Genomic DNA, 22,450 nt, shown 5'->3' with positions numbered 1-22,450 from the left:
ATTATGTACTAAGGCGTCCCTTTATTATACCATATCTGTTGGGATTTACCTATATCCCTTATATCTCCATATTGTTGACCTCACATTACCAAAAAAGAGGCCTTTCGGCCTCTTTAATTCACGATTATGTATTATTCTTCTTCATCCGATTCCATGTTTTCATAGATTTCAACAACAGCATCAAAATCTTCATCGTTTTCATCTAATGTAACGTATTCTTCTTCGCCTTGTTCATTCACTTCAATACGTGCCAAAATCATATACGTTTCATCTTGACCTTCATGGTCATCGTCTTCGTTTGGAATTTGTGCTAAAACAGCAAATTGTTGATCTTTATAATTAATTACCACATCTTCAACAAAAGACTGTGTATTGCCATCTTCGTCTTCAAATTGAAGTACATACATTTCGCCTTCGTAATTTTCATCAATCATGGGTATTCCTCCTTAATGAATTATATAAACAATATGCATCAACCTAGAATCTTAGGTTACATGTATATATTCTCATTTCATATGTTGTAATCGGTCTAAATATCCCTGTAGTATCACTACAGCAGCCATTTTATCGATAACAGATTTTCTTTTTTTACGGCTTACATCAGCAGCGATGAGTTGGCGTTCCGCCATAACGGTAGATAAGCGTTCGTCCCAAAATGCCACAGGCAAATCAATGACCTCTTTCATTTTTTCTACGAACTCTTCCGTTTTTTCTGCACGCTCACCTTTGGTACCATTCATATTTTTCGGCATGCCTACAACGATTTCATGAACCTCGTACTCGGCGATAATTTCTTTCAAGCGATTGAAATCTTTTTCAAGGGACGTGCGACGCACCGTTTCTATACCTTGAGCGGTCATTAATAATGCATCACTGCAAGCCACCCCGATGGTACGGCTGCCCACGTCTAAGGACATAATTCTCATTATAATTGTTTAGCCTTTACATATTCTTTCACAAGCTCTTCGATTAAATCATCGCGTTCCAAACGGCGAATGTCTGTGCGCGCATTGTTATAGCTCGTAATATATGTTGGGTCCCCAGAAATTAGATAACCTACGATTTGATTAATAGGATTATATCCCTTTTCCTTCATGGATTCGTACACGCGAGTCAAGACTTGCTCAGCAGTCATTGGTTCGTCATCTACCTTTTTAAACATCATAGTTTCATCTGCTACACTCATGGTTGTCCCTCCTTTAACAGTATTAATATATTTGTGATTCAATTATATCACATATAGAATGTAAGGTCTTAGTGAAAGTATCAACTAAGACCTTACTGTTTAATATTTTACAGAACATATATGAACACTAGATGATAGCATTATATACAATTCTTTTTGTAAAAGATTAGTTTACACATGCATAGTCGTCAGTTCAGACTGCATATGCTGATACAAGTACTAGCCAATTACCCTAGCATTGCTTTCAAAGCTTCACCAGCAGCACGTAATGCATCGTTTAATTTTTCTGGATCTTTACCACCAGCTTGCGCCATATCTGGACGACCACCGCCATTACCGCCTGCAGCTTGAGCAGCAGCCTTAACGATATTACCAGCATGAGCACCACGTTTTACAACGTCTTTGGATACTTTACACACAAAGTTAATTTTGTCTTCATTAACGGATGCCAATAATACAACACCAGAGCCTAGTTGTTCGATACCTTTGTCTGCATAGTCACGAAGATTATCCATGTCGGATGCTTTTACCATTGCCAATACAGTTGGTACGTCATTCACCATAACCTTAGCAGACACAACATCAGCTACGCCAGTAGCCGCCAAATCCTTACGGATGTCAGCCAATTCGCGTTCAACGGATTTCGCTTCTTCCAATACTTGGTGTAAGCGTTCTTGGACTTGGTTTGGTTTCGTTTTCAATGTGGCAGCCATTTCGGAAATAGTTTCACGATCATGACGAGCCGCTTCAACAGCTGCGGCACCAGTGATTGCTTCGATACGACGAACGCCAGAACCGATACCTGCTTCGGAAATCAAACGGAATGTACCGATGAAAGCAGTGTTACCTACGTGGGAACCACCGCACAATTCAACGGAGAAGCCTGGTACTTCTACTACGCGTACTACATCGCCATATTTATCGCCGAACAAGGCCATAGCGCCTTTTTCTTTTGCTTCGTCCATGGACATTTCAGCAATGGCAACGTCAGTAGCTTTCAAAATTTCTTCGTTCACTAGGTATTCGATTTGATTCAATTCCTCTTGTGTAACAGGGGAGAAATGTGTGAAGTCAAAACGCAAGTAACCTGGTGTTACCAAGGAACCGGCTTGGTTTACATGTGCGCCCAATACAGTTTTCAATGCTGCATGGAGCAAGTGAGTAGCTGTATGGTTGCGCGCCATAGAATTACGACGAGCTACGTCAACATTAACTTGTACTTTGTTGCCTTGATTCAAGGAACCTTCTACAACAGTACCAATATGATATACAGTGCCTTCTGGTAAACGTTTTGTATTATGAATTTCCATCTTACCCATTGGGCCAGTGATGAAACCAGTATCGCCTAATTGACCGCCCCCTTCAGCATGGAATGGAGTGGAACGAACGATAATAGTTACTTCGTCGCCATCAGCAGCTGTTTCGATGCGATCTGAACCTTTACCAATCATCAACACTTCAGATTCAGTAGCAGACTCATCCTCGGTTAACGTTTCATTAGCGAGGTATGTGATGTCTGGTGTTGCCACTTTTGCATCTTCCGACGCACGAGCTTCACGAGCGCGTGTACGTTGTTCTTGCATCGCCGCATCAAAACCTTCATGGTCGATAGCAAGACCACGTTCAGATGCAATTTCTTCGGTTAATTCCCATGGGAATCCATATGTATCATATAATTTAAATACTTCTGTACCAGGAAGTACAGTTGCTTTTTCGTCCACTAAGGAATCGATGAGAGAGCTCAACAAATCAAGGCCTTGTGCCAAAGTTTGGTTAAAGCGTTCTTCTTCGTTCGCTACAACGCGTTTTACGAAGTCTTGTTTTTCCGCAATGGATTGAATGCCAGGGCCAAGAATATCCACTACCACATCTACGAGTGGTGTTAGGAATGGACCTTCGATACCGAGTAAACGACCGTGACGAACAGCACGACGTAAAATACGACGCAATACATAGCCACGACCTTCATTAGATGGCAATACACCGTCAGAAATCAAGGCAGTTACCGCACGAGCATGGTCCGCAATAACCTTTAAGGATACGTCAGTATTTGCATCTGTATGATAAGTCACACCCGCTTTTTTAGCTGTTGCTTCAATAATTGGGAAAATCAAGTCCGTTTCAAAGTTACTTTCACAATTTTGAAGAACAGATGCCAAACGTTCAAGGCCCGCACCGGTATCAATATTTTTCTTAGCTAATGGTTCATATTCGCCAGTAGCAGTTTTGTTGAATTGTGTGAACACAAGGTTCCAAATTTCAAGATAACGATCACAATCACAACCAGGTGCACAATCATCACAACCACAGCCACGTTCTGGGCCAAGATCAAAGAAGATTTCACTGTCTGGACCGCAAGGACCTTCACCGATTTCCCAGAAATTATCTTCTAAACGGGAAATATGGTCCGCTGGAACTCCACAGTCGTTCAACCAAGTATTGTATGCTTCTTCATCATCTGGATATACAGTCACATATAATTTGGATTTATCTAGTTTAATGACCTCTGTAAGGAATTCCCATGCCCAATGGATAGCTTCCTTTTTAAAGTAATCACCAAAGGAGAAATTACCAAGCATTTCAAAAAATGTATGATGACGCGCAGTGCGACCTACGTTCTCCAAGTCACCTGTACGCATACATTTTTGACTTGTTGTAATACGTGTACGAGGTGGTACAAGCTTACCAGTAAAGAATGGTTTTAATGGCGCCATACCAGCACCAATCAATAACAAAGAGGGATCATTATCAGGAATTAAAGAGAAACTATCTAATTTCAAATGACCTTTATTTTCGAAAAACTGCAAGTACGCTTGACGCAGCTCATTACCTTTCATATGTATAACCTCCCTAGGATAAATCAATACATTCTATTATAACAAATTTTATACACAAATACTATTAAATTTATCTAATTCAGTGCTCCTATTAGGAGCATTCCCCAAGTAAAAAGAGCCTACTCAATCCCTTGACCTCTGTTATAATAAACATAAGGTAGCTGATGAGTTAGGCTCGTCCCCGAAAGGGGGGAATGCTATGAGTACTTTCGAAGTATTATCTTTGATGATTGCTTTCGCAATGCTTGTGGCTGTTACCCTCAAGTAGAGGAAAAGCCCTAACGCGTTAACGTCAGGGCCATTTCTCAACCTAAATGAGTTATAGAGATGAGCCTGACGCCAACAACATCGGCTACCTCTTTGTATTTATTATAACACAGAACTACATTACGTCAATAAACTTGCCCTTAGTAGCTCTTGTGTATAGGCTACAGCACTGTCTCTCAGTTGTGCTCCATCATCAATAGTATCAACCACACAACCATCCTTCATAACTACTATACGTGTAGCCATATCTTCTACTACTTCAATATTATGACCCGCCGCTCACTTCATGGGCAAATTTTTTGGTATATGATGCAGGTAAATCAACCTCTTCTAGCACGCGATTCACCTGAGCAAGTGATTCGGATACAGATAATCCCTTCATACAACGGTAGGGCTCACTCATAAACTCTCCAATGGTCATGCGTGGGCTAATCACAGACCCGGGATGTTGAAACACCATTTAAATCTGCTCATAGGCACGACGTCTTGCTGAAAGCGTCATACCACTTACCGAGTGCCCTGATACTAGTATGGCACCTGATGTAGGTTCTTCAAGCAATGCAATAAGGCGCAACAATGTGCTTTTGCCGCTACCGCTCATGCCCACAATCCCTAGTGATTCCCCATTATCTAGTAATAGATCAATGGGCGCTAGGGCTTGTTTTGTTTCTAAACCTTTTGTATATGATTTTTCCAATTGTTGTAATTCTAATAGCATAGGCTAATTCACCTTTTGACACTGCCCATCCACCAATCGATAGATAGCATCTGAGACGTAATGTGCCGCCCTTTCATTATGAGTAATCATCAGTACCGCTACCTGCTCTTGTTTGGCAATTTGTTGCAATAAATCAAGAATTTCCTTTTGTGTAATCACATCGAGAGCACTAGTGGGTTAATCAGCCAATAATAGAGCCGGTCGTAAAAATATAGCCATACCAATCGCTACACGTTGCAACATACCACCACTCAATTCAAATGGGTACGATGCCATAACACGCTCTGGTGAAAGTAACTGCAGATGCTCCAACTGTCGTAAAAATTCATCATATCGATCAGTCACGTGATGGGCCTCTAAAAAATCACTAACATGTTGACCGATTGTGCGCAACGGAGAAAATATTTGGCTCGGATTTTGAAACACCATAGACACTACTGCCCCATGAAATCCCTCGTGACTCGCCAATACATCTATATCTTGATTATCTACCAATATACGGCCCTTGCTCCTATGTGCCTGACGTGGCAAATCATGCATAATCGTACGGAGCAATGTGGACTTGCCTACCCCGCTTTTTCCTAAAACAGATACAATTTCACCATAGTTTACAGAAATAGACAATTCCGACAACACGGTTTTCTCACCATACGAAATAGATAAATTTCTAAAATTGCAAGTTCAAATTGAACACCTTTAACCAAATAATTTAAGCTGCATAGACGATATCTAAATAAGCTTCAAATAAATCATCAGGCGTATCATACCCAAGGGACTTTCTAGGTAATGAATTCATATCCTCTGCAAACCAGAGAATCTGCTCAGCAGAGTAGTTTTCGATAGACTTTCCTTTAGGTACGTACTTTCTGAAAATGCGATTGTGACGCTCATTTTGAGTTCTCTCATAAGAGCTATATGGATGAGCAAAATATATTATTATACCATATCGTTCTAACTGAGATAATTCCGCAAACTCAGTTCCGTTGTCTGCTGTAATTGTTTTAAATACAGTAGCAAATTGTGATCCATTTCAGTAAACAGATTATGCTTCTTAGCATAGCCAGCACATACGTCTAATGACCAGTTAGCTTTTTTAACTTGCTCTGCAACCCAAATAGCAAATGGACTTTCAGACGTAATGCGCTGTTTACGACCAGAACGTTTTCTGTTTTCATAGTAAACGGCTTGACCTCGACTAGGTACATACTCTGTTGGTCTGCCTCGATGGCGAGGTAGGGTATTAATGGTATTATTTAGGTAGTCCATAGTGATTGCCTCCGGTTAATTTTGTGTCGTAACTTAATTTTACCATTGATGCAATCCTATGGATCTTTTTATTTAGTTTTAGTGTTCAATTTCATTCTACAATTTACGATTCATAAGCAAATCACATTATATAAAAAATACCTGTAATATAGCTATTTTTAGCTATATTTCATTAGAACGCAAAAAACACATCGATAAAGCATATCACTTATCGATGTGTTTTTTACTGTTTGCATATAATTAAACTCTTACATTACATAACGCGTTTCGCGCCCAAGTAACGATCGCCCCAGTAACCACTAGTCATATCAGCTACAGCAACACCACTGCTAGAAGTAGCACTGATGAATTTGCCGTCTCCAATATAAATACCAGAGTGAGATGGCCCTGGTTCATAGGTTTCAAAGAACACTAAGTCACCTGGTTGCAAATTAGATTGTGAGACCGCTTTACCCATGCGGTACTGTTCGTCTGCCATACGTGGCATTTCCATGCCTTGCTTTGCAAATACATAGCGAATATAGCCAGAACAATCAAAACCGCTCGGTGTAGCTCCACCAAATACATATGGTACACCGCGGTATTTATCTGCCTCTTGCAAAATGCGTTTTACATCACCAGATACCGGTGCATATTTTGTAATACTAAATTCAGAGGATGCTTTTTTGGCCTTAGATTTAGACTTAGATGATTTGGATATCTTGCTTTTATTAGTCTCACGACTTTTTTTACTTGCTTTCGCATCACTGCTCATGGCGCCCATTAACGCTTTATACGTTGTAGGTCCCACTATGCCATCAACTTGTAATCCATTATCTTCTTGGAATAGGCGTACTGCCCATTTTGTTTCTTTTCCGTACACGCCGGATTTGTCTGTAGCATTATAGCCATGCTTAATTAGTTTTTGTTGAATAGTAGTAATGTCTTTGCCCTTATCACCAAATTGGTATGTTGCTGCACTGGCATACACCGTGGACATGCAAACTACCGCGGCAGTTAATGCAATGATACGAACTTTACTATATTTTGACGTCATATGTTTCCTTTCTAACACAATTGGTTAACCTATTTATTCAAAATATATTAGGCTTTTATGATAAGTCGCTATCTGAGGCGTTGCTTTCACCATAACGATGTTCGTTGGTGAAAGTCCCGAAACACAGCATTACATGCTATTCATATGGTAAAAATTATTTCATCACCTTATAGTTACTGTGATAAGTGTCAGGTTGAATAATCTCCTGAGTCTCCTCAAAATTGATAGCTGATTTTACCCAATATAAAGGTCTTTGTTTTACTTCTTCGAATACACGACCTACGTATTCACCGATAATACCAATACCGATGAGCTGAATGCCACCTAGGAATAGGATTGATACACCTAATGTAGTCCATCCATTGAGTGCTTGACCTGTTAAATACACATAAATAATATGCAAAATCAACAAGAAGCTAATACCACCGCAAATAATGCCCCCATACAAAGCGGCACGCAATGGTACACGAGAGAATGCAGTTACACCATCTAATGCAAAATGAAGCATTTTACGAACATTGAATTTAGACACACCTGCAAATCGAGGTGGCGCCACAAAATGCAATTCTGCCTGACGGTACCCAAGGTCCCCCACTATACCTCTCAAGAAACGACCATGTTCACGGAATCGTTTTAACGTTTCCAAGGCCTTGCGATTTAATAGTCGGAAATCTGATCCACCCTCAACGATAGGAACAGATGCCATTTTATTCATAAGTTTATAGTAATACTTGGAAGTGAACGCCTTGGCCCAAGTCGCATCCTCAGTAGAATCACGAATAGTACGAACTACATCATACCCGGATTCCCACAACCGGACAAGCTCTGGAATCAAAGCCGGTGGATGTTGCATATCCCCATCCATTGTAATCACCGCATCACCATGAGCGAAATCAAGACCACATGTTAACGCTAATTGATGTCCAAAATTACGAGCCAAAAGAATCACCTTTACACGTTTATCATTGAAGGCAATCTCGCGCAATATCATTGCTGAAGAATCAGAAGACCCATCGTCCACATAAATCAGCTCATGATCATACTCGAGTCCTGACATGACCTCAGTGACTGCGTCGTAAAATGTCCTAATATTCTCTTCTTCGTTATATACAGGAACAACAATCGAAATTAACATATATCCTCCACAAATTATTACGTATATATTTTACTAAAAATTGTAGCACATGGCAAATCCATAAGGTTGACAATACCCGTCACTACGCCCTACATATCCATATATAGTAGGGTCCATGTCTATTTCATTAGAATCCTATACACGATTTTCCACCGAAAAAACTACAAAATTTGTACAGAAGGATTACAATATAGTTACATCACTCTTCAAAATTCTTCAAAATTTTACCTTCAGGAGTGTTCTGCTATAGATTCTAGGTAACATTATTGTCTATTTCAAACCTCTTTTCAAAAGGCGTCTTATAGCCATTATAGCTATGAGGCCTATTATGGTTATACCATAAATGCGCAAACTTAGAAATATCTGCTTGTAAATGTTCAGTACTAAAATACTGATTAGTATTAATCAATTCAGTCTTTAATGTATTAAAATATCGTTCCATTGGGGCATTATCATAAGGACAACCTGCAGCACTCATACTTTGTATGATTTTTTCTTGCTCACAGAATTCTACAAATTTTTTCGAGGTAAATTGGACGCCTCTATCACTATGAAGAATTAATGATTTCGGTTTCTTTTTAGCAAAGCATAAAGCCATTTTAACCGTATCAATCGCTAACTGTCTAGTTAAAGCATCCGAAGTAATACTGGCTACTACGCAACGATCATATAAAGCAATATAATTGTACAATTATATTGCTTTATACCTTAGATTGTAGGTAAGTAGGTAAAATCAATACACCATTTTTCATTAGGTTTTGATGCTGAAAATATTCGTTCAATTTTATTATGCCTTGTTGCACCAATAGTCGATACATCATCCTATATCCTATGACACCTTTGTGTTCTAAATATAGTTGAGCTATTTGTTTCTTGAATTCAGGTTCATATACTTTAACCATATAAATCACTCCTTGTTTTTAGTATACTCCTTTAGACAAGTGTGTTACCTGAAATTTATAGCAGTACAACAGCCCTATGCACGTATGCGAGACGAGCTTAGACTTTATGTCTAGCCGAGACGAGTATACGTGTATAGGGCTGTTACATTATATTCAATTATAGTTGAGATGCCTCAATCCAAGATTGCAAATCGTCTTCAGCTTGAATCATATCTTCATCATAGGTCTTCGCTAGTTCAGGATAATAGGCGACTTCAATGGTATGCAAAATTCCGTCATTGCGCGCATTCTTAAATGTCCCCACCCATATGCCTGGAAACTGGCTTTCTTGCCAAGTCACTGGTTGGTCTGTTTCACGAAAATCAATAGTCACAGTACCTTTACCCAAGGTCTGTAGAACTTCAACTTGCTCTTCTTCAGAAAGGCCTGTTTTTTCCACATAGATGGTATAACCTTCACCTGTGGTGCGGAGCGTTTTTAGAGCCCCTTTTAATTCTGCCAATACAGCACGAACATTACTATAATCTTCAATCATTTAGGACTCACCTCCACATTCCATGATTGTAATACTTTCAATACACGTTTTTTAACCTCTGGTAGCGCTGCTCGTACTACTGGACTCGGTTCAAACCCAATCTCCAAGGATTCAGGTTCTACTCCAACCACTACAGCATCCTCTAGTGGGTCTTCTTGGAGTGCGCGAATGCGTAATATATCTTGCATCCCTACCTCGTGTACGGAAATATGTTCTGTAAAATATGTTTCTAATTCTTGATGAGGAAACTCATAAATCGTTCCTGGCTTATCTCCACCATTGATGGCATCGATGAGTAATAATTTTTTCATGCCCCTCATATAGGACAATAATTCCATTCCCATAGTGCCTCCATCTACAATATTGATAGGTGGCGCGAAATTATAGCTTTCACGAAGATCATTAATCACATGAACCCCAAGGCCCTCATCTGTGAGGAGTACATTCCCAACGCCTAGTAGAACGATACTATTGTCACCATCATCATAGAGTCTAGTAATATCAATGCGCGGACCCTCTGAGCCCGCGCTGATATTGACCCCACCTAATTGTATAGAGTCCGTATTAATCATTTAGTAATTCCTTTTCCTTTGGATCATCTGGATTACTTGGACGATATGTAGTTCCAGTTGGAACAACCACACGTTCGCCACGATGACGTTTCGCATTCAAATCTTCGATATCGATAGGATCGTGTGCATAATATTTCATACCAGAAACCATAGATGATACTTCACCAGATTCTTCCATTACATCTTCACGGAAAGACATGTATACATGAACAATTGTAAAGAACAAGAAGCACCAAGCGATGTAATGGTGAACAATATGAACATTATATTCACCACCCAATAAGGCAATAACTGGAGAAAATAAAACAGCCATCCAACTATTTGGTGTTACCATCGCATACATAGCAAAGCCTGTAGTGATTTCAGCAATAAACAAAAGGTAGACTGCTGCATAGGCTGTACGTGCCAAGGAGTTACGCAACCAATGATGTTCATGTTTCTGTGGAATCATCAAATAGTGAAGCGTAGTTTCTCGCAAACCATACCAATAGCGTTTTTGATTAAATCTAGGCAATAATCTATCACCACGATTGTAAATAGCACCAGCGATACGGAAAATAAAGGAGAATGCCAAGATAAACCCAGCAATAAAATGTATGCGTCGAATTGTTTCCATAGAAAACCATGCATCAACTGCATAGGTAGGTTCTACATGACCCGTTAATGCAGAGAATCCTGGATCACCGATGTACAATCCTGTCCAAAATAGAGCTGTTACACTGAGCACCATGGTCCAGTGGAATATGCGTAGCCATAAACTAAATACGACATACGCCTTTTTATCAGTATGTATTAACATAGCTCCGTCTCCTTATTTACACAATGCATCTGTATTCACAGAGACGATTTTTTCACCTTTTTTATTGTACAAATGTGTCGCACATGCAAGGCATGGGTCAAAGGAATGAATAGCCTTTAAGATTTCCAAAGGTTTATCAGCAATCTTAACCTTTGTATCAATCATGCTATCTTCATACGCACCATGTTCACCGGCTGTCGTTTTAGGGCATGCATTCCATGTAGATGGAACGATACATTGATAGTTTGCAGAGCGGCCGTCTTTAATGTGAATCCAGTGACCTAGACCACCACGTGGAGCATCCACTAAACCTACACCTTTACTTTCAGGGGCCCATGTATTAGGGTCAAAATTAGTTGTATCCGCCACAGCCACATCACCGGCCTTAATATTAGCCACAAGTTGATTGTAGAAATATTGGCTAATAGTAGCTGCTACTTGTGCATCAAGAGCACGACATGCTGTACGACCTACTGTAGATGTCATCCAAACATGAGCTGGTACGCCAAGCACTTGGCTCACTGTATCAATTTGGCGAACAATCATTTGCTCTGCCCAAGTTGGGTCTTTCAAAATACCTTGTTTAACCTTCGTATACACAACAATATATTTTGCTAATGGACCCACTTCACAAGCTTTGCCTTTGAAAGTTGGGGATTTAATCCAAGAATATTTATTATCTTCATCAAGGAATTCCCATTTTTCTTTTGTACCGGTTTTAGGACCCGTAAATTTAGGGTCTGTCACACCATCGATAGGATGTAATGTTTTTGTACCATTTGGATATTCAAACCAGGAATGATCTACTTCTTCACTGAGGTATTGAGGATCCATGAAATCCTTACCTTCTAAATTGATGAAAGTAGCTTTATCTACGCCTAATGCAAAGTTTTCAACAACACCATTAGAGCGAACGATATTTTTACGATGGTAATCGCCATCAGCAATACCAGTATATGGTTCATCTGGATAATCCCCATAGGACAAGGCACGTTTTTTGGATAAACCGCCACCATCAACCTTACCAGCTTGTACATAAATTTTGCCGATAGCCAAAATATCTGGCAAGTAGAAATAATTCACCAAATCTTTTGTTAGAGAAATGGATTGATCTACTGCTGCTAAACGAGCTGTATTAATTGGCGCATTCATATCATCCATAGAAATCGCACATGGCATACCACCTACAATATAATGTGGATGAGGATTTTTACCACCAAAGATAACATGAGGAATCACGATATCACGTTGACGATCTAGAATATTCAAATAATGAGCCACGCCCATTAAATGTACTTCTGGAGGTAAAATATTGTAATCAGGATGATCCCACCATTGAGCAGAGAAAATGCCTAATTGACCAGAATCAACGATTTTTTTGATTTTCGCTTGTACTGCTCCAAAATACGCAGTAGTCGCCTTAGGAAATTCTTTTGGATATGCAGAGGATGAAGATTCCAAATCTGCTGGAGCTAATCCTGACACATTATAGGTATTCAAAATATCATTTTGCAATTGTGCTGTTTTAGCTGGGTCTGCAGCTAATGCTGCTACAGGGCTTACCCAGTCAAGGGCATGTAAATGATAGAAGTGAACAATATGATCATGTACATCTAAACAGCTATGCATAATGTTCCGAATAGCATTGGCATTTTTAGGAATTTTAATACCCAACGCATCTTCTACGGCACGCAAGGATGCCAATGCATGTGTACTTGTACAAACACCGCAAATACGTTGTACAAATGCCCATAAATCGCGAGGGTCACGATTTTTAGCAACTAATTCAATACCACGCCACGCAGTACCACTGGATAAGGCGTCTTCAACTTTACCAGTTGCTTCGTCAACTTTGATTTCTACTCGTAAATGACCTTCTATACGAGAGATAGGATCTACTACAACACGTTTCATTAGTGACCTCCTCCGTTATTGTTATGTTTCTCTTCATCCCATAAACCAGCTTCTTTGAGACGTTTTTCTTCTTTAATATCGTCATATTTATTTTTAGCTAGTGTAAGGGCTCCATGAGCTATTACTGCACCAGTTGCTGAGAACGCTGCTACGGTACCTACTGTATCAGCTGTTGTTATAGTGTTAGCCATTGGAATATCTGGTATACGTTTGTAGAATACATCATTATCCCAGAATCCTTTTTCAGAGCAACCAATACAACCATGACCAGATTGAATTGGATAGGACAAACCATTCCACCAACGTAAATTACCACAAGAGTTATACGTTTGTGGTCCACGACAACCTACCTTGTACAAGCACCAGCCAGCTTTGGACCCAGCATCATCGAATTCTTCTACGAATAAACCGGAATCAAAGAATGGACGGCGATAGCAAGTATCATGGATACGATTACCATAAAATTGTTTTGGACGGCCTTGATTATCCAATGGTGGAATTTGACCGAACAATGCATAATGCATAATAACGCCTGTCATAACTTCAGGAATAGGCGGACAACCTGATACCTTAATAATTGGTTTACCCGATACAATAGACGATACAGATACAGTATTTGTTGGATTAGGTTTAGCTGCTTGAATACCGCCCCAAGCTGCACAAGAACCGTATTCAATAATCGCTACGGCACCTTTAGCACATTCCTTCAATACTTCAACAAATGGACGACCACCTACAGTACAATAAATACCGTTTTCCTCAAGTGGTACACCACCTTCTACAGCCAAAATATATTTACCGCTCTTATTTTGGATAATGTTGTGCAAATGTTCCTCTAGTGGAGCGCCTGCCGCTGCTGCCAAAGTATCATCATACTCAAGAGCAATCATGTTTAAAATCACGTCAGATGCAAATGGTGAAGATGAACGAATGAAAGATTCATCACATCCTGTACATTCATGACCATGCAACCAAATTACCGTAGGCAATTCTTTTGTTTCAGCAGCTTTAACTACTGAGTCTAACTTAGTTGGTGGCAAACCCAATACAGCAGTTAGGGCCACACAGGATTTCACAAACGTGCGTCGGCTTAGACGTCGCTCTTGAAAGAGTGTCCATAAACTATTTAATCGATCTTTCACGGAACACAACCTCCTTCTCAACAACTTTGAAGTAGAAATGTATAATCCAATACTTATTCATTTCACGAAACAATACAATACTATGTATATATAATAGTATATCATTACTCAATATTAATGACTATTGAAAATATTAACGACTATTGAAAATCCATAATATTTCAATTTTTTCTATGAAAGTTACAAATCATTTTTATCAAAAATCCAAATAGATAATCAGAAAACTATACATAGCCTTACATTTCAGCATTTCACGCGGGTCCAACACAGAAAAAGCCCCCATATATGAACTTTCAGGACATTGCGCGTGCGCTCAGGAGTGAAAGTTTATATATGGGGGCGTTTTCATCTTATTTGATTACTTCGCGGATGAGTTTTTCAAGTACGTCTGCTTTTTTATAACCAGCTAAACGATCAAGTTGTTTTCCACCTTTATAGAATACCAAGGAAGGAATACCTTCGATTTCTTGTGTTAACAAGACTTCACGAAGATCTTTGTTTTCCGCATCAAGGCTAAAGAATGTTACTTTACCAGCTAAATTTTCTGCTACTTTTTCAACCTCTGGACGCATAACTGTACAAGGTGTACACCATTCTGCCGAGAAATCTACTATAGCTAAACCTTCACATCCTAATACTTGGGTATTAAACTCCTCTACGCTATTGATAGCAATGATAGACATAAACTTCTCCTCATCTCTCAGGTAATTATTATTAAATGTAGAAGCAAGCAATCAATAAGCCGAGTTCTGTTCCGTATTGCTACGGTGACGATTATCTTTCTAGGCGTACAGTCGCCTGCACGCTCGAGCGGCACAACCCGAAAGGTCGGCGGGACCACCTCAACCCTTTCCTATTCGGCCTTGCTCCGGATGGGGTTTACCGAGCCAGCCTGTTACCAGAACTGCTGGTGAGCTCTTACCTCACCTTTCCACCCTTACCACTTGCGTGGCGGTTTTCTTTTCTATGGCACTTTCCCTAAGGTTACCCTCGCCAGACGTTATCTGGCATCCTGCCCTATGGAGCTCGGACTTTCCTCGAATCCAATGGACTCGCAATCGTCTTTCATACTTGCTTCAATTCAGTATATCATAGTGGGTATTATGAAAGCAAAGAAAGTTAGATAAAAAAGAAATCCTCTTGCTCATGATGGGCCACGATATTCATGTCACCCCATTGCAATTTTTCTTGTTCATCACGCAAAAAGGCTACAAGGCCATCAGCTACAATTTCCTCTGTGCCAAAATGCCCCGCATCAGCCACGAGAATACCTGCCTCCTTGGCACGTTGGGCATCATGGTATTTCACATCACCCGTAAGGTATACATCGGCTTTCATAGCAACTGCTTGTCCAATGAAGTCAGCGCCACCGCCTGAACAGAGTGCTACAGTTTGGATACTTTCACAAGGAACCCCACCAAAACGAAGGATTGCATGGGGTAAACATTCCTGCAAGTAGTCGCGGAACTCATCAAGGTTCATCGATTCTGGCAATTCACCGATGCGGCCAAGATAAGAATCCTTCGTCGGACCCGCCAATTCATATACGTCGTAGGCCACCTCCTCATAAGGATGCGCCGCTAGAAGTACTTCAATGGCCTTGCCCAATCGTTGTTTACTCACAATGGTTTCAATACGTTGTTCCTCAGCCACCTCTAGTTGACCTGATTCACCAAGGAATGGACTCGTATCCGCTGCACCTTTGAATCGACCTTCGCCAGTAGTTGTAAAGGAACAGTCACTGTAATTTCCGATATGTCCGGCACCCACCGCACCTAATGCCGCACGTACTGCATCCGCATGCGTAGCCGGCACGAATGTAACAAGTTTCATATACCGTTCAGATCTAGTTTTCACAAAGCCACGCACGTTCGTGAGACCAATACGTTCTGCTAACATATCATTGAGACCACCACTAGCAATATCAAGATTTGTATGAGCACTATACAACGCAATATCATGTTTCACCAATTTACGAATGATACGTCCCTGCGGTGAATTCAAATCAATTTGTTTCATCCCCTTAAAAATGAACGGATGATGTGTTACCACTAGATTGCAATCGTTAGCAATGGCAAAATCCACCACCGCCTCCGTTGGATCCAATGACGTCACAATACCTGTTACATTTTGCGTACGGTCACCCACCATAAGTCCAGGATTATCCCAATCCTCTGCCAAATGTAGTGGTGCCATCCGTTCTATGCTTTTGATAATGTCTTGTACACTTGCCATAAGGCCTCCTACACATTTAATTTTCTAATTTTCATCAACCCACCATATCTGTTGTGCCTAATACGCAATATTCAAGCCATTTAGATTAGGTGGCTGTACCTATACATACGTTTTTAATTCTTGGATTTCTCGTTCTAATTCTTGGTATTTCTCTGTATGTGCCAGTTCTGTAGTCATACCATCTATGGCACATTGACGTTGGTAGATCAAAAACTCAATATGTTCACGCCATAGCTCAGGGCGTTCTTGCTCTGCCCAAGCACCTACGAGCCACAACATAGAGTTTGATTCTAATCCATCATAAGGATTTTCTTCCACTACACGTTTTGGTGTAATAGGACCACTTTCTGAGATGTACTGTTCCACAACATCACTACGAACTGCCAAAAAGGCTTGGTACATTTTCCCCATATCGGTCATGACAATATCACGTAGGATTTTGTAACCTTGCTGCACCATGTACTGACGTAACTCCGCTTGTCCATTTTGTGGTTGCAGCACATAGAAATCTAATAATTCGGGACCTTCGTCAACAATATCTCGCATGAGGAATCCGCCCATGCCACAGATGACAGCACCTTGTAGTTCGCCTACCTTCGTAGCCTGTAATCCATTGCCTAATCGACATTCTATGTTATCATCTAGTCCACGTTTTTTGATGTATGCTGCCGCAGAGGCCAACGGACCTTTATTTACGTCCCCAGCGATAACACTGTTTGCCTTACCTCGCGTTAATAATTCGACCGCCATATAGCCGTGATCCGTACCAATATCGCCAATAGCATTCGCTGTAGGGATAATGGTGAACACTGCTTCTAGACGATCCGTCATAGTTCGAATCTTCACAATTGTATCCTTTATATATTCAGTGTAATAGTTAATCTATATCCCATATTGTACCATAGGTACATTAGTGTGTAAGTTCATTAGCAAGAATATATCAAAAAGAAATAGTGTTGACTAATGTCACTGCTAGGAACATAGGGTATGGTGTATTGTGATACATTTGGAAGTTTACTATAATAGAATCAAATCAATTACGGCTCTAAATCCAGTTTACAAAAGTAATACTTTTAAAATAGTGTGTATTTAAAGTGTGAATAGGAGGTCAATATGTATTACTTCTTCTTTGATGAGTCAGCAGGACCAGGTGCTGTTACAGAAACTCATGCTACTAACCCATTTCAATCAATTAAACACGTTAGAGATGATGGCTCGGAGTATTGGCTAGCGCGAGAGTTACAAACAGTACTTACTTATGGAAAATGGGAAAATTTCCATAAAGTAATCCTGAAAGCAATCGATGCTTGTAAAACCAGTGGAAATGCGGTGTCTTTGCATTTTCCTGACGTCAGGAAAATCGTTAAAGCTGGGCTACTAGAAAAAACAGTTCATGACTACGAACTAACTAGATATGCGTGTTATCTAATAGCCATGAACGGTGATTCACGGAAAAAAGTCATCGCATTAGCGCAAACTTATTTTGCAGTCAAAACTCGTGAGCAAAAAATAAGAGAACAATTCAACGAACTCAACGAGGATCAAAAAAGGCTATTGATTCGTGAAGATTTGAAACCAAACCAAATAGGTAGCAGAAAACGACACCGCCTACGAGGTGTCGTTTTTGTTTTATAACGCATTATACACTTCATCAGTCACAGGTTCACACCATTCGTTACTTGTATTTTCACCTGGCGCTTCGATGGCAATATGGGCAAACCAAGTATTCTTTTTCGCACCATGCCAATGTTTTACTTCTGGAGGAATATTGATCACTGTTCCAGGTGTGAGGCTCACTGGTTCTTTCCCTTCTTCTTGATACCAACCTTCGCCAGCATGACAAATCAAAATTTGTCCGCCCCATTTAGAAGCATGATGAATATGCCAATTATTACGACAACCCGGTGCAAATGTTACATTAAACATTGGTACCGTAGATGTGCCTGGTGCAATCAACGGGTTCAAATAGGAATCGTTAATAAAATATTGTGCGTACGCACTATTAAATTCACCAGTGCCAAATGTGTTCACTTTATCAAATTCTGCTTTATCCATGTATTTCATAACTCTACCTCTTCCTAAATGCTAACTTAACAAACTATATGCTTGTGCATCCAAGAAACTAAATTCTTATGTATTCAATACACTAACTTCTTATTTTATCCAAGAAACTGTATCTTATTTATTCAACAAACCCTTGCTCCACTGTGCCAATTCAGACTCTGTCACATGAGCTGAGAATCGACGTCCTTCTTTCATTACATTTAGTAGAATGCTTGATTATATAATGGTAGCATTTACAAATTATCCTTATAGTCACAGTATAATGAGCTCTGCTATAAATAGCCAACAGTTATATTCAATTATTTACTATCGTTTTTAGGAATGATAAAATTAATGTATAGAATTAACCTCAAGTACAAATTTACAGCATTCAACCACCGTATTATACATTACTTTCACAAAGGGCCTTCCTATGATCGAAACAAGATTATTACAATATTTTCTAGCCATCGCACACGAGGAAAATATTACTCGTGCTGCTGAAAGCCTCCATATTACGCAGTCCACATTATCAAAACAAATGCAGGACCTGGAGAAACAAATCAGGAAAATATTATTCATTCGCGGCAAACGCAAAATTACCCTCACCGAAGAAGGTCGATACCTTCAACAACGAGGGCAAGAAATCATCGCCTTGATGGAGACAACGGAGTCTGCACTCAAGGAAAATCAAGAGCTATTAAATGGCAATATTTACTTCGGTTGCGGTGAAACAATACAAATGAACACCATTATTTCAGTGTTCAAGGGCTTACAACGTATCCATCCGCAAATTCAATTCAATATGTATACAGGAGACCACATCGTTATCATGGATCGGCTCGAAAAAGGTCTCCTTGATATTGGATTGGTATTTGAACCACAATTCAAAGAGGGTTATGATTATATGCCCCTTCCCGATGAGGATGAATTCGTACTAGTGCTACCAAAAGATGATGACTTAACCAAATATTCCGCCATACCTAGAGAAGAATTAAAAACCTTGCCACTCATTCTATCACGACAAGGTTTTGTAAATCCCGTGGATTATGAATTATTCGGCACCAGTCGTTCAGCACTCAATATTGCTGCCACCTATAATCTCATCAATAACGCTACCTACCTCGTGTCTCAAGGTATCGGCTATATGCTCGCTATCAGTGGCCTCATCGATATGGTTGCTCATCCAGATTTGACCACTCGCCCATTAGAGCCAAGCATGAGTGGTACCTGGTATGTTGTGACTAAACAGCATCAGGTATGTTCTCCTACGGTGGCACGGTTCTTGGCTGAGTTAAGCACCCGGATTAAAGGATAGTATAATTCGACAGTATTGCTTGCCATAGGTAGCAGAAACCAACACCGTGTACGAGGTGTCGTTTTTATTTTATATCATCAAAAGAGGCACCTCCCATCGGAGGTGCCTCTTCTCTATTTTTCTATGTCTCTCTAACAAGTTTGACGCTCTCTATTTCATCTACTATGACATTCAAAACCCGAATTCCTAATCAGTGTATCAATAAAGCAATATCATCGATCACCATCATGAAGGCCAAATTATAATATCAAATTATTGATCAGCATACATTTTGAATTCGCTAGCACGCATAGTTTCGCGTAGAGCGAATATCATCACTTCGTTTGCATAAGTACGTAACTCTGATGAGTATACGTCTTTCATTTCGTTGCCTACGATGGATACCAACGTATTTGCATCGAAACCTCGAACGGCTTTGCCGTTAATAGCAGCCCATAAATCGACTTTACGGAAGTTACCATGTACCGGTTGATCAATCACGTTAGCGGCTTGATTACGGATGGCATCCAATTTAGTCCAACCATAGCTTTCGCTATTCCAACGGTGGAAACCAAGATAAAAATCAGTTCTTACATTGATGAAGTCCATTAGCTTTTTATTAGCTAATTCTTGACATGTATAGGTAACAGATGAACCGCCAGCAACTGGAATTGTGTATGTTTTACCTTCTTCAGCTGCATACCAAGCATTATAGGATGCTGCTAATTCTCGCAAACTTTCACTAGGTGCCACTACTGTACCAGCCTCTTGAGTGGCAGTTAATACTGTTTCATTACCTGTGGCTGGATTCATTAATACATCTACATATTCAGCTTGAGCCGGCGCTGTGAAAGCGCCGACTGCTAATACTGACAATACACTTGCTACTTGAATTAAACGTTTCATATGTTAATAACTTTCAGATTATAAACCTAATTTTGCCATAACCATTGCTAATTTAGCTTTAGTATCTTCATTTTCTTGTTTAATTCTTGCATTTTCTTCTTTCAATGCAGTAATTTCATCGTTCATTACGTATACAGAGCTAATTGGACCACCTTGATAACGTTCAGGGATTGCTTTTTTAGCTGCGGAAGAACCTAATTTTTTAGTTACACCCACATTGAACATGTTATCTTGATCATCAAGAGTTACACCAGCGTGGAACATAGTACTTTCATTAGTGAAATGAGCCACACCAACTGCTACAGCAGATTTATTATGATAATGACCATATGCTGCCATGATTTGAGTTGGTTCCAATGGATCGTATTGGATTGGTTTCAACCCAGCCAATGCTGCTGCATTTGCACCAGTTGTGTTGATTTTACTATCCAAACCACGAAGGGCTCCGTTGATACCGTTCTTAGCCTCTTGTACTTGACCTACAGTAGCTACATCATTAGCAGCAGTACCAGGTGCTACATTTGTAATTTTACCACCGTTAACACTAATGTTCTTATCGCCGTTACCGCCTAATGTAATCTTACTGCCTGTTGTGTCTCCATTAGAAATAGAGCTTACATTCTTCAACTCAGGATTCAATGTAGCAGTCACTTGTCCGTTATCACCGGTTGCCATTGTAATATTATTAGTACCAACGAAGTTTAACCCATCTTTCAAGCTTACCTGTTTCGCTGTGCCACCATTATCTTTATAACTTAATTTAGTCTTTTCAGCTACTTTACTATAATCAACTTGTACCTTATACTCATGGTTTTTACCATCAGGAGTATCATTTACTATCACAGAGTCATCCCCGGAAGTTACCGTAGTCACCCCATCTTTTAAGCCGGCAGCATTAATCGCTTGTGCCACACTATCGCCTGTCACTAGACTAGTTGTATCGCCGCCCGCGGTTACAGTGCCATTTTCGTCCACTGTCAAGGTTGTTGTTTTAGCTGCTAACTCATTATTAATCGTTGCTATTGTCGTATTATCTGTATTAGCGGTCACTCTATACGGATGCAATATCGAACCCCAACCTGTAACTGTTGTATTATAACCATTCAAAACAACATCCGCACTAACCATGTTCACACCACCAGCAACTACAGTCAACCCCAACACAGCCGCTGCAGCTAATCAAGCTATACCTTGAAAACGGCATGTACCTTTTGCAGTTTCAGATGTAACTACGTTACAACCTTTTTTAGCATTCCAAATCACTTTAAACTTGTTCATAAAAACCCTCCCATTATCTAAAGATTCAACTTACTTAAAATACATAAAATGAAAATCTATCAAATTAAATCAATAAGAATTTAATTTAACACATTCTTAATTTAACACATTCTTAATTTAACACATTCTTAATTTAACACATTCTTAATTTAATGCATTCTTTATTTAATCTAAACAGAATTTCATAATATTCATCATTAATTGTCAATTAATTGTCAAGGTATCTATAACTAATTTCTTAATTCAATTATAAACTTTCATTACTAAAATTGCAAGTTCAAATTGAACACCTTTAACCAAATAATTTAAGCTGCATAGACGGTATCTAAATAAGCTTCAAATAAATCATCAGGCGTATCATACCCAAGGGACTTTCTAGGTA

Annotated in this window: 28 protein-coding genes, 1 other RNA gene and 1 pseudogene; 3 read left to right on the top strand and 27 right to left on the bottom strand. The window is 39.7% G+C overall.

Annotated features, from left to right (window positions below; genetic code table 11):
- Positions 1-131: 131 nt before the first annotated feature.
- The 4 genes from RVY80_RS02805 to alaS form a co-directional block, all read right to left on the bottom strand.
- Positions 132-434: a DUF1292 domain-containing protein gene (locus RVY80_RS02805; RefSeq protein ID WP_317329603.1), complete on the bottom strand. Its 303-nt coding sequence runs from the start codon at positions 432-434 to the stop codon at positions 132-134.
- A 72-nt stretch (positions 435-506) separates the two neighbouring features.
- On the bottom strand, positions 507-926 hold the full coding sequence (gene ruvX / locus RVY80_RS02800; RefSeq protein ID WP_295188469.1) for a Holliday junction resolvase RuvX: 420 nt from the start codon (positions 924-926) through the stop codon (positions 507-509).
- Positions 926-1,186, bottom strand: a complete 261-nt coding sequence (locus RVY80_RS02795) for an IreB family regulatory phosphoprotein (RefSeq protein ID WP_317329600.1) — start codon at positions 1,184-1,186, stop codon at positions 926-928. The genes ruvX and RVY80_RS02795 overlap by 1 nt, the downstream gene beginning before the upstream one ends.
- Positions 1,187-1,413: 227 nt before the next feature.
- Entirely contained in the window at positions 1,414-4,023 is a 2,610-nt protein-coding gene (gene alaS, locus RVY80_RS02790; protein WP_310746224.1) for an alanine--tRNA ligase, read from the bottom strand.
- A gap of 199 nt (positions 4,024-4,222) precedes the next feature.
- On the opposite strand from alaS, the gene RVY80_RS10205 reads away from it, so the two are divergent.
- Entirely contained in the window at positions 4,223-4,291 is a 69-nt protein-coding gene (locus RVY80_RS10205; RefSeq protein WP_366928963.1) for a putative holin-like toxin, read from the top strand.
- A 119-nt stretch (positions 4,292-4,410) separates the two neighbouring features.
- Here RVY80_RS10205 and RVY80_RS02785 read toward each other — a convergent pair whose 3' ends face one another.
- The 19 genes and pseudogenes from RVY80_RS02785 to RVY80_RS02695 all read right to left on the bottom strand — a co-directional run bounded on the left by RVY80_RS02785 (position 4,411) and on the right by RVY80_RS02695 (position 17,390).
- Positions 4,411-4,536, bottom strand: coding sequence for a hypothetical protein (locus RVY80_RS02785; protein WP_295188461.1), 126 nt, complete (start codon positions 4,534-4,536; stop codon positions 4,411-4,413).
- A 19-nt stretch (positions 4,537-4,555) separates the two neighbouring features.
- Positions 4,556-4,693, bottom strand: coding sequence for a hypothetical protein (locus RVY80_RS02780; RefSeq protein WP_317329598.1), 138 nt, complete (start codon positions 4,691-4,693; stop codon positions 4,556-4,558).
- A 57-nt stretch (positions 4,694-4,750) separates the two neighbouring features.
- Positions 4,751-5,008 carry an ATP-binding cassette domain-containing protein gene (locus tag RVY80_RS02775; RefSeq protein WP_317329597.1) on the bottom strand — a complete coding sequence of 86 codons (258 nt, stop codon included), beginning with the start codon at positions 5,006-5,008 and terminating at the stop codon, positions 4,751-4,753.
- Between the two features lie 3 nt (positions 5,009-5,011).
- Complete coding sequence (locus RVY80_RS02770; RefSeq protein ID WP_317329596.1) at positions 5,012-5,167, bottom strand: hypothetical protein; 156 nt, start codon at positions 5,165-5,167, stop codon at positions 5,012-5,014.
- Positions 5,168-5,185: 18 nt separating this feature from the next.
- Complete coding sequence (locus tag RVY80_RS02765) at positions 5,186-5,644, bottom strand: ATP-binding cassette domain-containing protein (protein ID WP_317329593.1); 459 nt, start codon at positions 5,642-5,644, stop codon at positions 5,186-5,188.
- A gap of 73 nt (positions 5,645-5,717) precedes the next feature.
- Positions 5,718-6,274, bottom strand: a pseudogene (locus RVY80_RS10265) (IS30 family transposase).
- Between the two features lie 253 nt (positions 6,275-6,527).
- Complete coding sequence (locus tag RVY80_RS02755) at positions 6,528-7,310, bottom strand: C40 family peptidase (RefSeq protein ID WP_317329591.1); 783 nt, start codon at positions 7,308-7,310, stop codon at positions 6,528-6,530.
- A gap of 154 nt (positions 7,311-7,464) precedes the next feature.
- Positions 7,465-8,445, bottom strand: a complete 981-nt coding sequence (locus RVY80_RS02750; protein WP_317329590.1) for a glycosyltransferase family 2 protein — start codon at positions 8,443-8,445, stop codon at positions 7,465-7,467.
- A 253-nt stretch (positions 8,446-8,698) separates the two neighbouring features.
- Positions 8,699-9,136 (bottom strand): integrase core domain-containing protein, encoded by a 438-nt coding sequence (locus RVY80_RS02745; RefSeq protein ID WP_317329589.1) that lies wholly within the window; start codon positions 9,134-9,136, stop codon positions 8,699-8,701.
- Between the two features lie 10 nt (positions 9,137-9,146).
- A complete protein-coding gene (locus tag RVY80_RS02740; RefSeq protein WP_317329588.1) occupies positions 9,147-9,347 on the bottom strand; it encodes a transposase in 201 nt (66 codons plus the stop codon).
- 157 nt (positions 9,348-9,504) lie between these two features.
- A complete protein-coding gene (locus tag RVY80_RS02735) occupies positions 9,505-9,882 on the bottom strand; it encodes a hydrogenase expression/formation C-terminal domain-containing protein (protein ID WP_295191714.1) in 378 nt (125 codons plus the stop codon).
- Positions 9,879-10,454, bottom strand: a complete 576-nt coding sequence (locus tag RVY80_RS02730) for a HyaD/HybD family hydrogenase maturation endopeptidase (RefSeq protein ID WP_295194053.1) — start codon at positions 10,452-10,454, stop codon at positions 9,879-9,881. Before RVY80_RS02730 ends, RVY80_RS02735 begins: the two co-directional genes overlap by 4 nt.
- On the bottom strand, positions 10,447-11,253 hold the full coding sequence (cybH, locus tag RVY80_RS02725; RefSeq protein WP_295191708.1) for a Ni/Fe-hydrogenase, b-type cytochrome subunit: 807 nt from the start codon (positions 11,251-11,253) through the stop codon (positions 10,447-10,449). Before cybH ends, RVY80_RS02730 begins: the two co-directional genes overlap by 8 nt.
- Positions 11,254-11,265: 12 nt before the next feature.
- Positions 11,266-13,167: a nickel-dependent hydrogenase large subunit gene (locus RVY80_RS02720; protein ID WP_317329587.1), complete on the bottom strand. Its 1,902-nt coding sequence runs from the start codon at positions 13,165-13,167 to the stop codon at positions 11,266-11,268.
- On the bottom strand, positions 13,167-14,309 hold the full coding sequence (locus RVY80_RS02715; protein WP_317329586.1) for a hydrogenase small subunit: 1,143 nt from the start codon (positions 14,307-14,309) through the stop codon (positions 13,167-13,169). Before RVY80_RS02715 ends, RVY80_RS02720 begins: the two co-directional genes overlap by 1 nt.
- Before the next feature lie 350 nt (positions 14,310-14,659).
- On the bottom strand, positions 14,660-14,992 hold the full coding sequence (locus tag RVY80_RS02710) for a thioredoxin family protein (RefSeq protein WP_317329585.1): 333 nt from the start codon (positions 14,990-14,992) through the stop codon (positions 14,660-14,662).
- Between the two features lie 39 nt (positions 14,993-15,031).
- Positions 15,032-15,384: RNase P RNA component class A (rnpB, locus tag RVY80_RS02705), an RNA gene on the bottom strand.
- Between the two features lie 44 nt (positions 15,385-15,428).
- Positions 15,429-16,544 carry a Nif3-like dinuclear metal center hexameric protein gene (locus tag RVY80_RS02700; RefSeq protein ID WP_317329584.1) on the bottom strand — a complete coding sequence of 372 codons (1,116 nt, stop codon included), beginning with the start codon at positions 16,542-16,544 and terminating at the stop codon, positions 15,429-15,431.
- Between the two features lie 99 nt (positions 16,545-16,643).
- A complete protein-coding gene (locus RVY80_RS02695; protein WP_317329583.1) occupies positions 16,644-17,390 on the bottom strand; it encodes a tRNA (adenine(22)-N(1))-methyltransferase in 747 nt (248 codons plus the stop codon).
- Between the two features lie 267 nt (positions 17,391-17,657).
- On the opposite strand from RVY80_RS02695, the gene RVY80_RS02690 reads away from it, so the two are divergent.
- A complete protein-coding gene (locus RVY80_RS02690; protein WP_317329582.1) occupies positions 17,658-18,179 on the top strand; it encodes a BRO family protein in 522 nt (173 codons plus the stop codon).
- Here RVY80_RS02690 and RVY80_RS02685 read toward each other — a convergent pair.
- The gene (locus RVY80_RS02685) at positions 18,174-18,608 is read right to left on the bottom strand and encodes a cupin domain-containing protein (RefSeq protein ID WP_317329581.1); all 435 of its coding nucleotides are present in this window, start codon (positions 18,606-18,608) and stop codon (positions 18,174-18,176) included. The two genes, RVY80_RS02690 and RVY80_RS02685, sit on opposite strands and share 6 nt — an antisense overlap.
- A gap of 412 nt (positions 18,609-19,020) precedes the next feature.
- On the opposite strand from RVY80_RS02685, the gene RVY80_RS02680 reads away from it, so the two are divergent.
- Positions 19,021-19,905 carry a LysR family transcriptional regulator gene (locus tag RVY80_RS02680; RefSeq protein ID WP_317329580.1) on the top strand — a complete coding sequence of 295 codons (885 nt, stop codon included), beginning with the start codon at positions 19,021-19,023 and terminating at the stop codon, positions 19,903-19,905.
- A 252-nt stretch (positions 19,906-20,157) separates the two neighbouring features.
- Here the strand turns inward: RVY80_RS02680 and RVY80_RS02675 are convergent, their stop codons facing one another.
- Genes RVY80_RS02675 through RVY80_RS02665 form a run of 3 tightly spaced genes read right to left on the bottom strand, consistent with a single transcriptional unit; the run spans position 20,158 to position 22,068 of the window.
- Complete coding sequence (locus tag RVY80_RS02675) at positions 20,158-20,790, bottom strand: hypothetical protein (RefSeq protein WP_317329579.1); 633 nt, start codon at positions 20,788-20,790, stop codon at positions 20,158-20,160.
- Positions 20,791-20,808: 18 nt separating this feature from the next.
- Entirely contained in the window at positions 20,809-21,918 is a 1,110-nt protein-coding gene (locus RVY80_RS02670; RefSeq protein WP_317329577.1) for a YadA C-terminal domain-containing protein, read from the bottom strand.
- 51 nt (positions 21,919-21,969) lie between these two features.
- Positions 21,970-22,068: an ESPR-type extended signal peptide-containing protein gene (locus tag RVY80_RS02665; protein ID WP_317329575.1), complete on the bottom strand. Its 99-nt coding sequence runs from the start codon at positions 22,066-22,068 to the stop codon at positions 21,970-21,972.
- Positions 22,069-22,450 lie beyond the last annotated feature (382 nt).

Origin of the sequence: Veillonella absiana (assembly GCF_032970865.1) — a bacterium.
GTDB lineage: Bacteria > Bacillota > Negativicutes > Veillonellales > Veillonellaceae > Veillonella > Veillonella absiana.
This window is presented reverse-complemented; position numbering and strand designations above follow the sequence as displayed.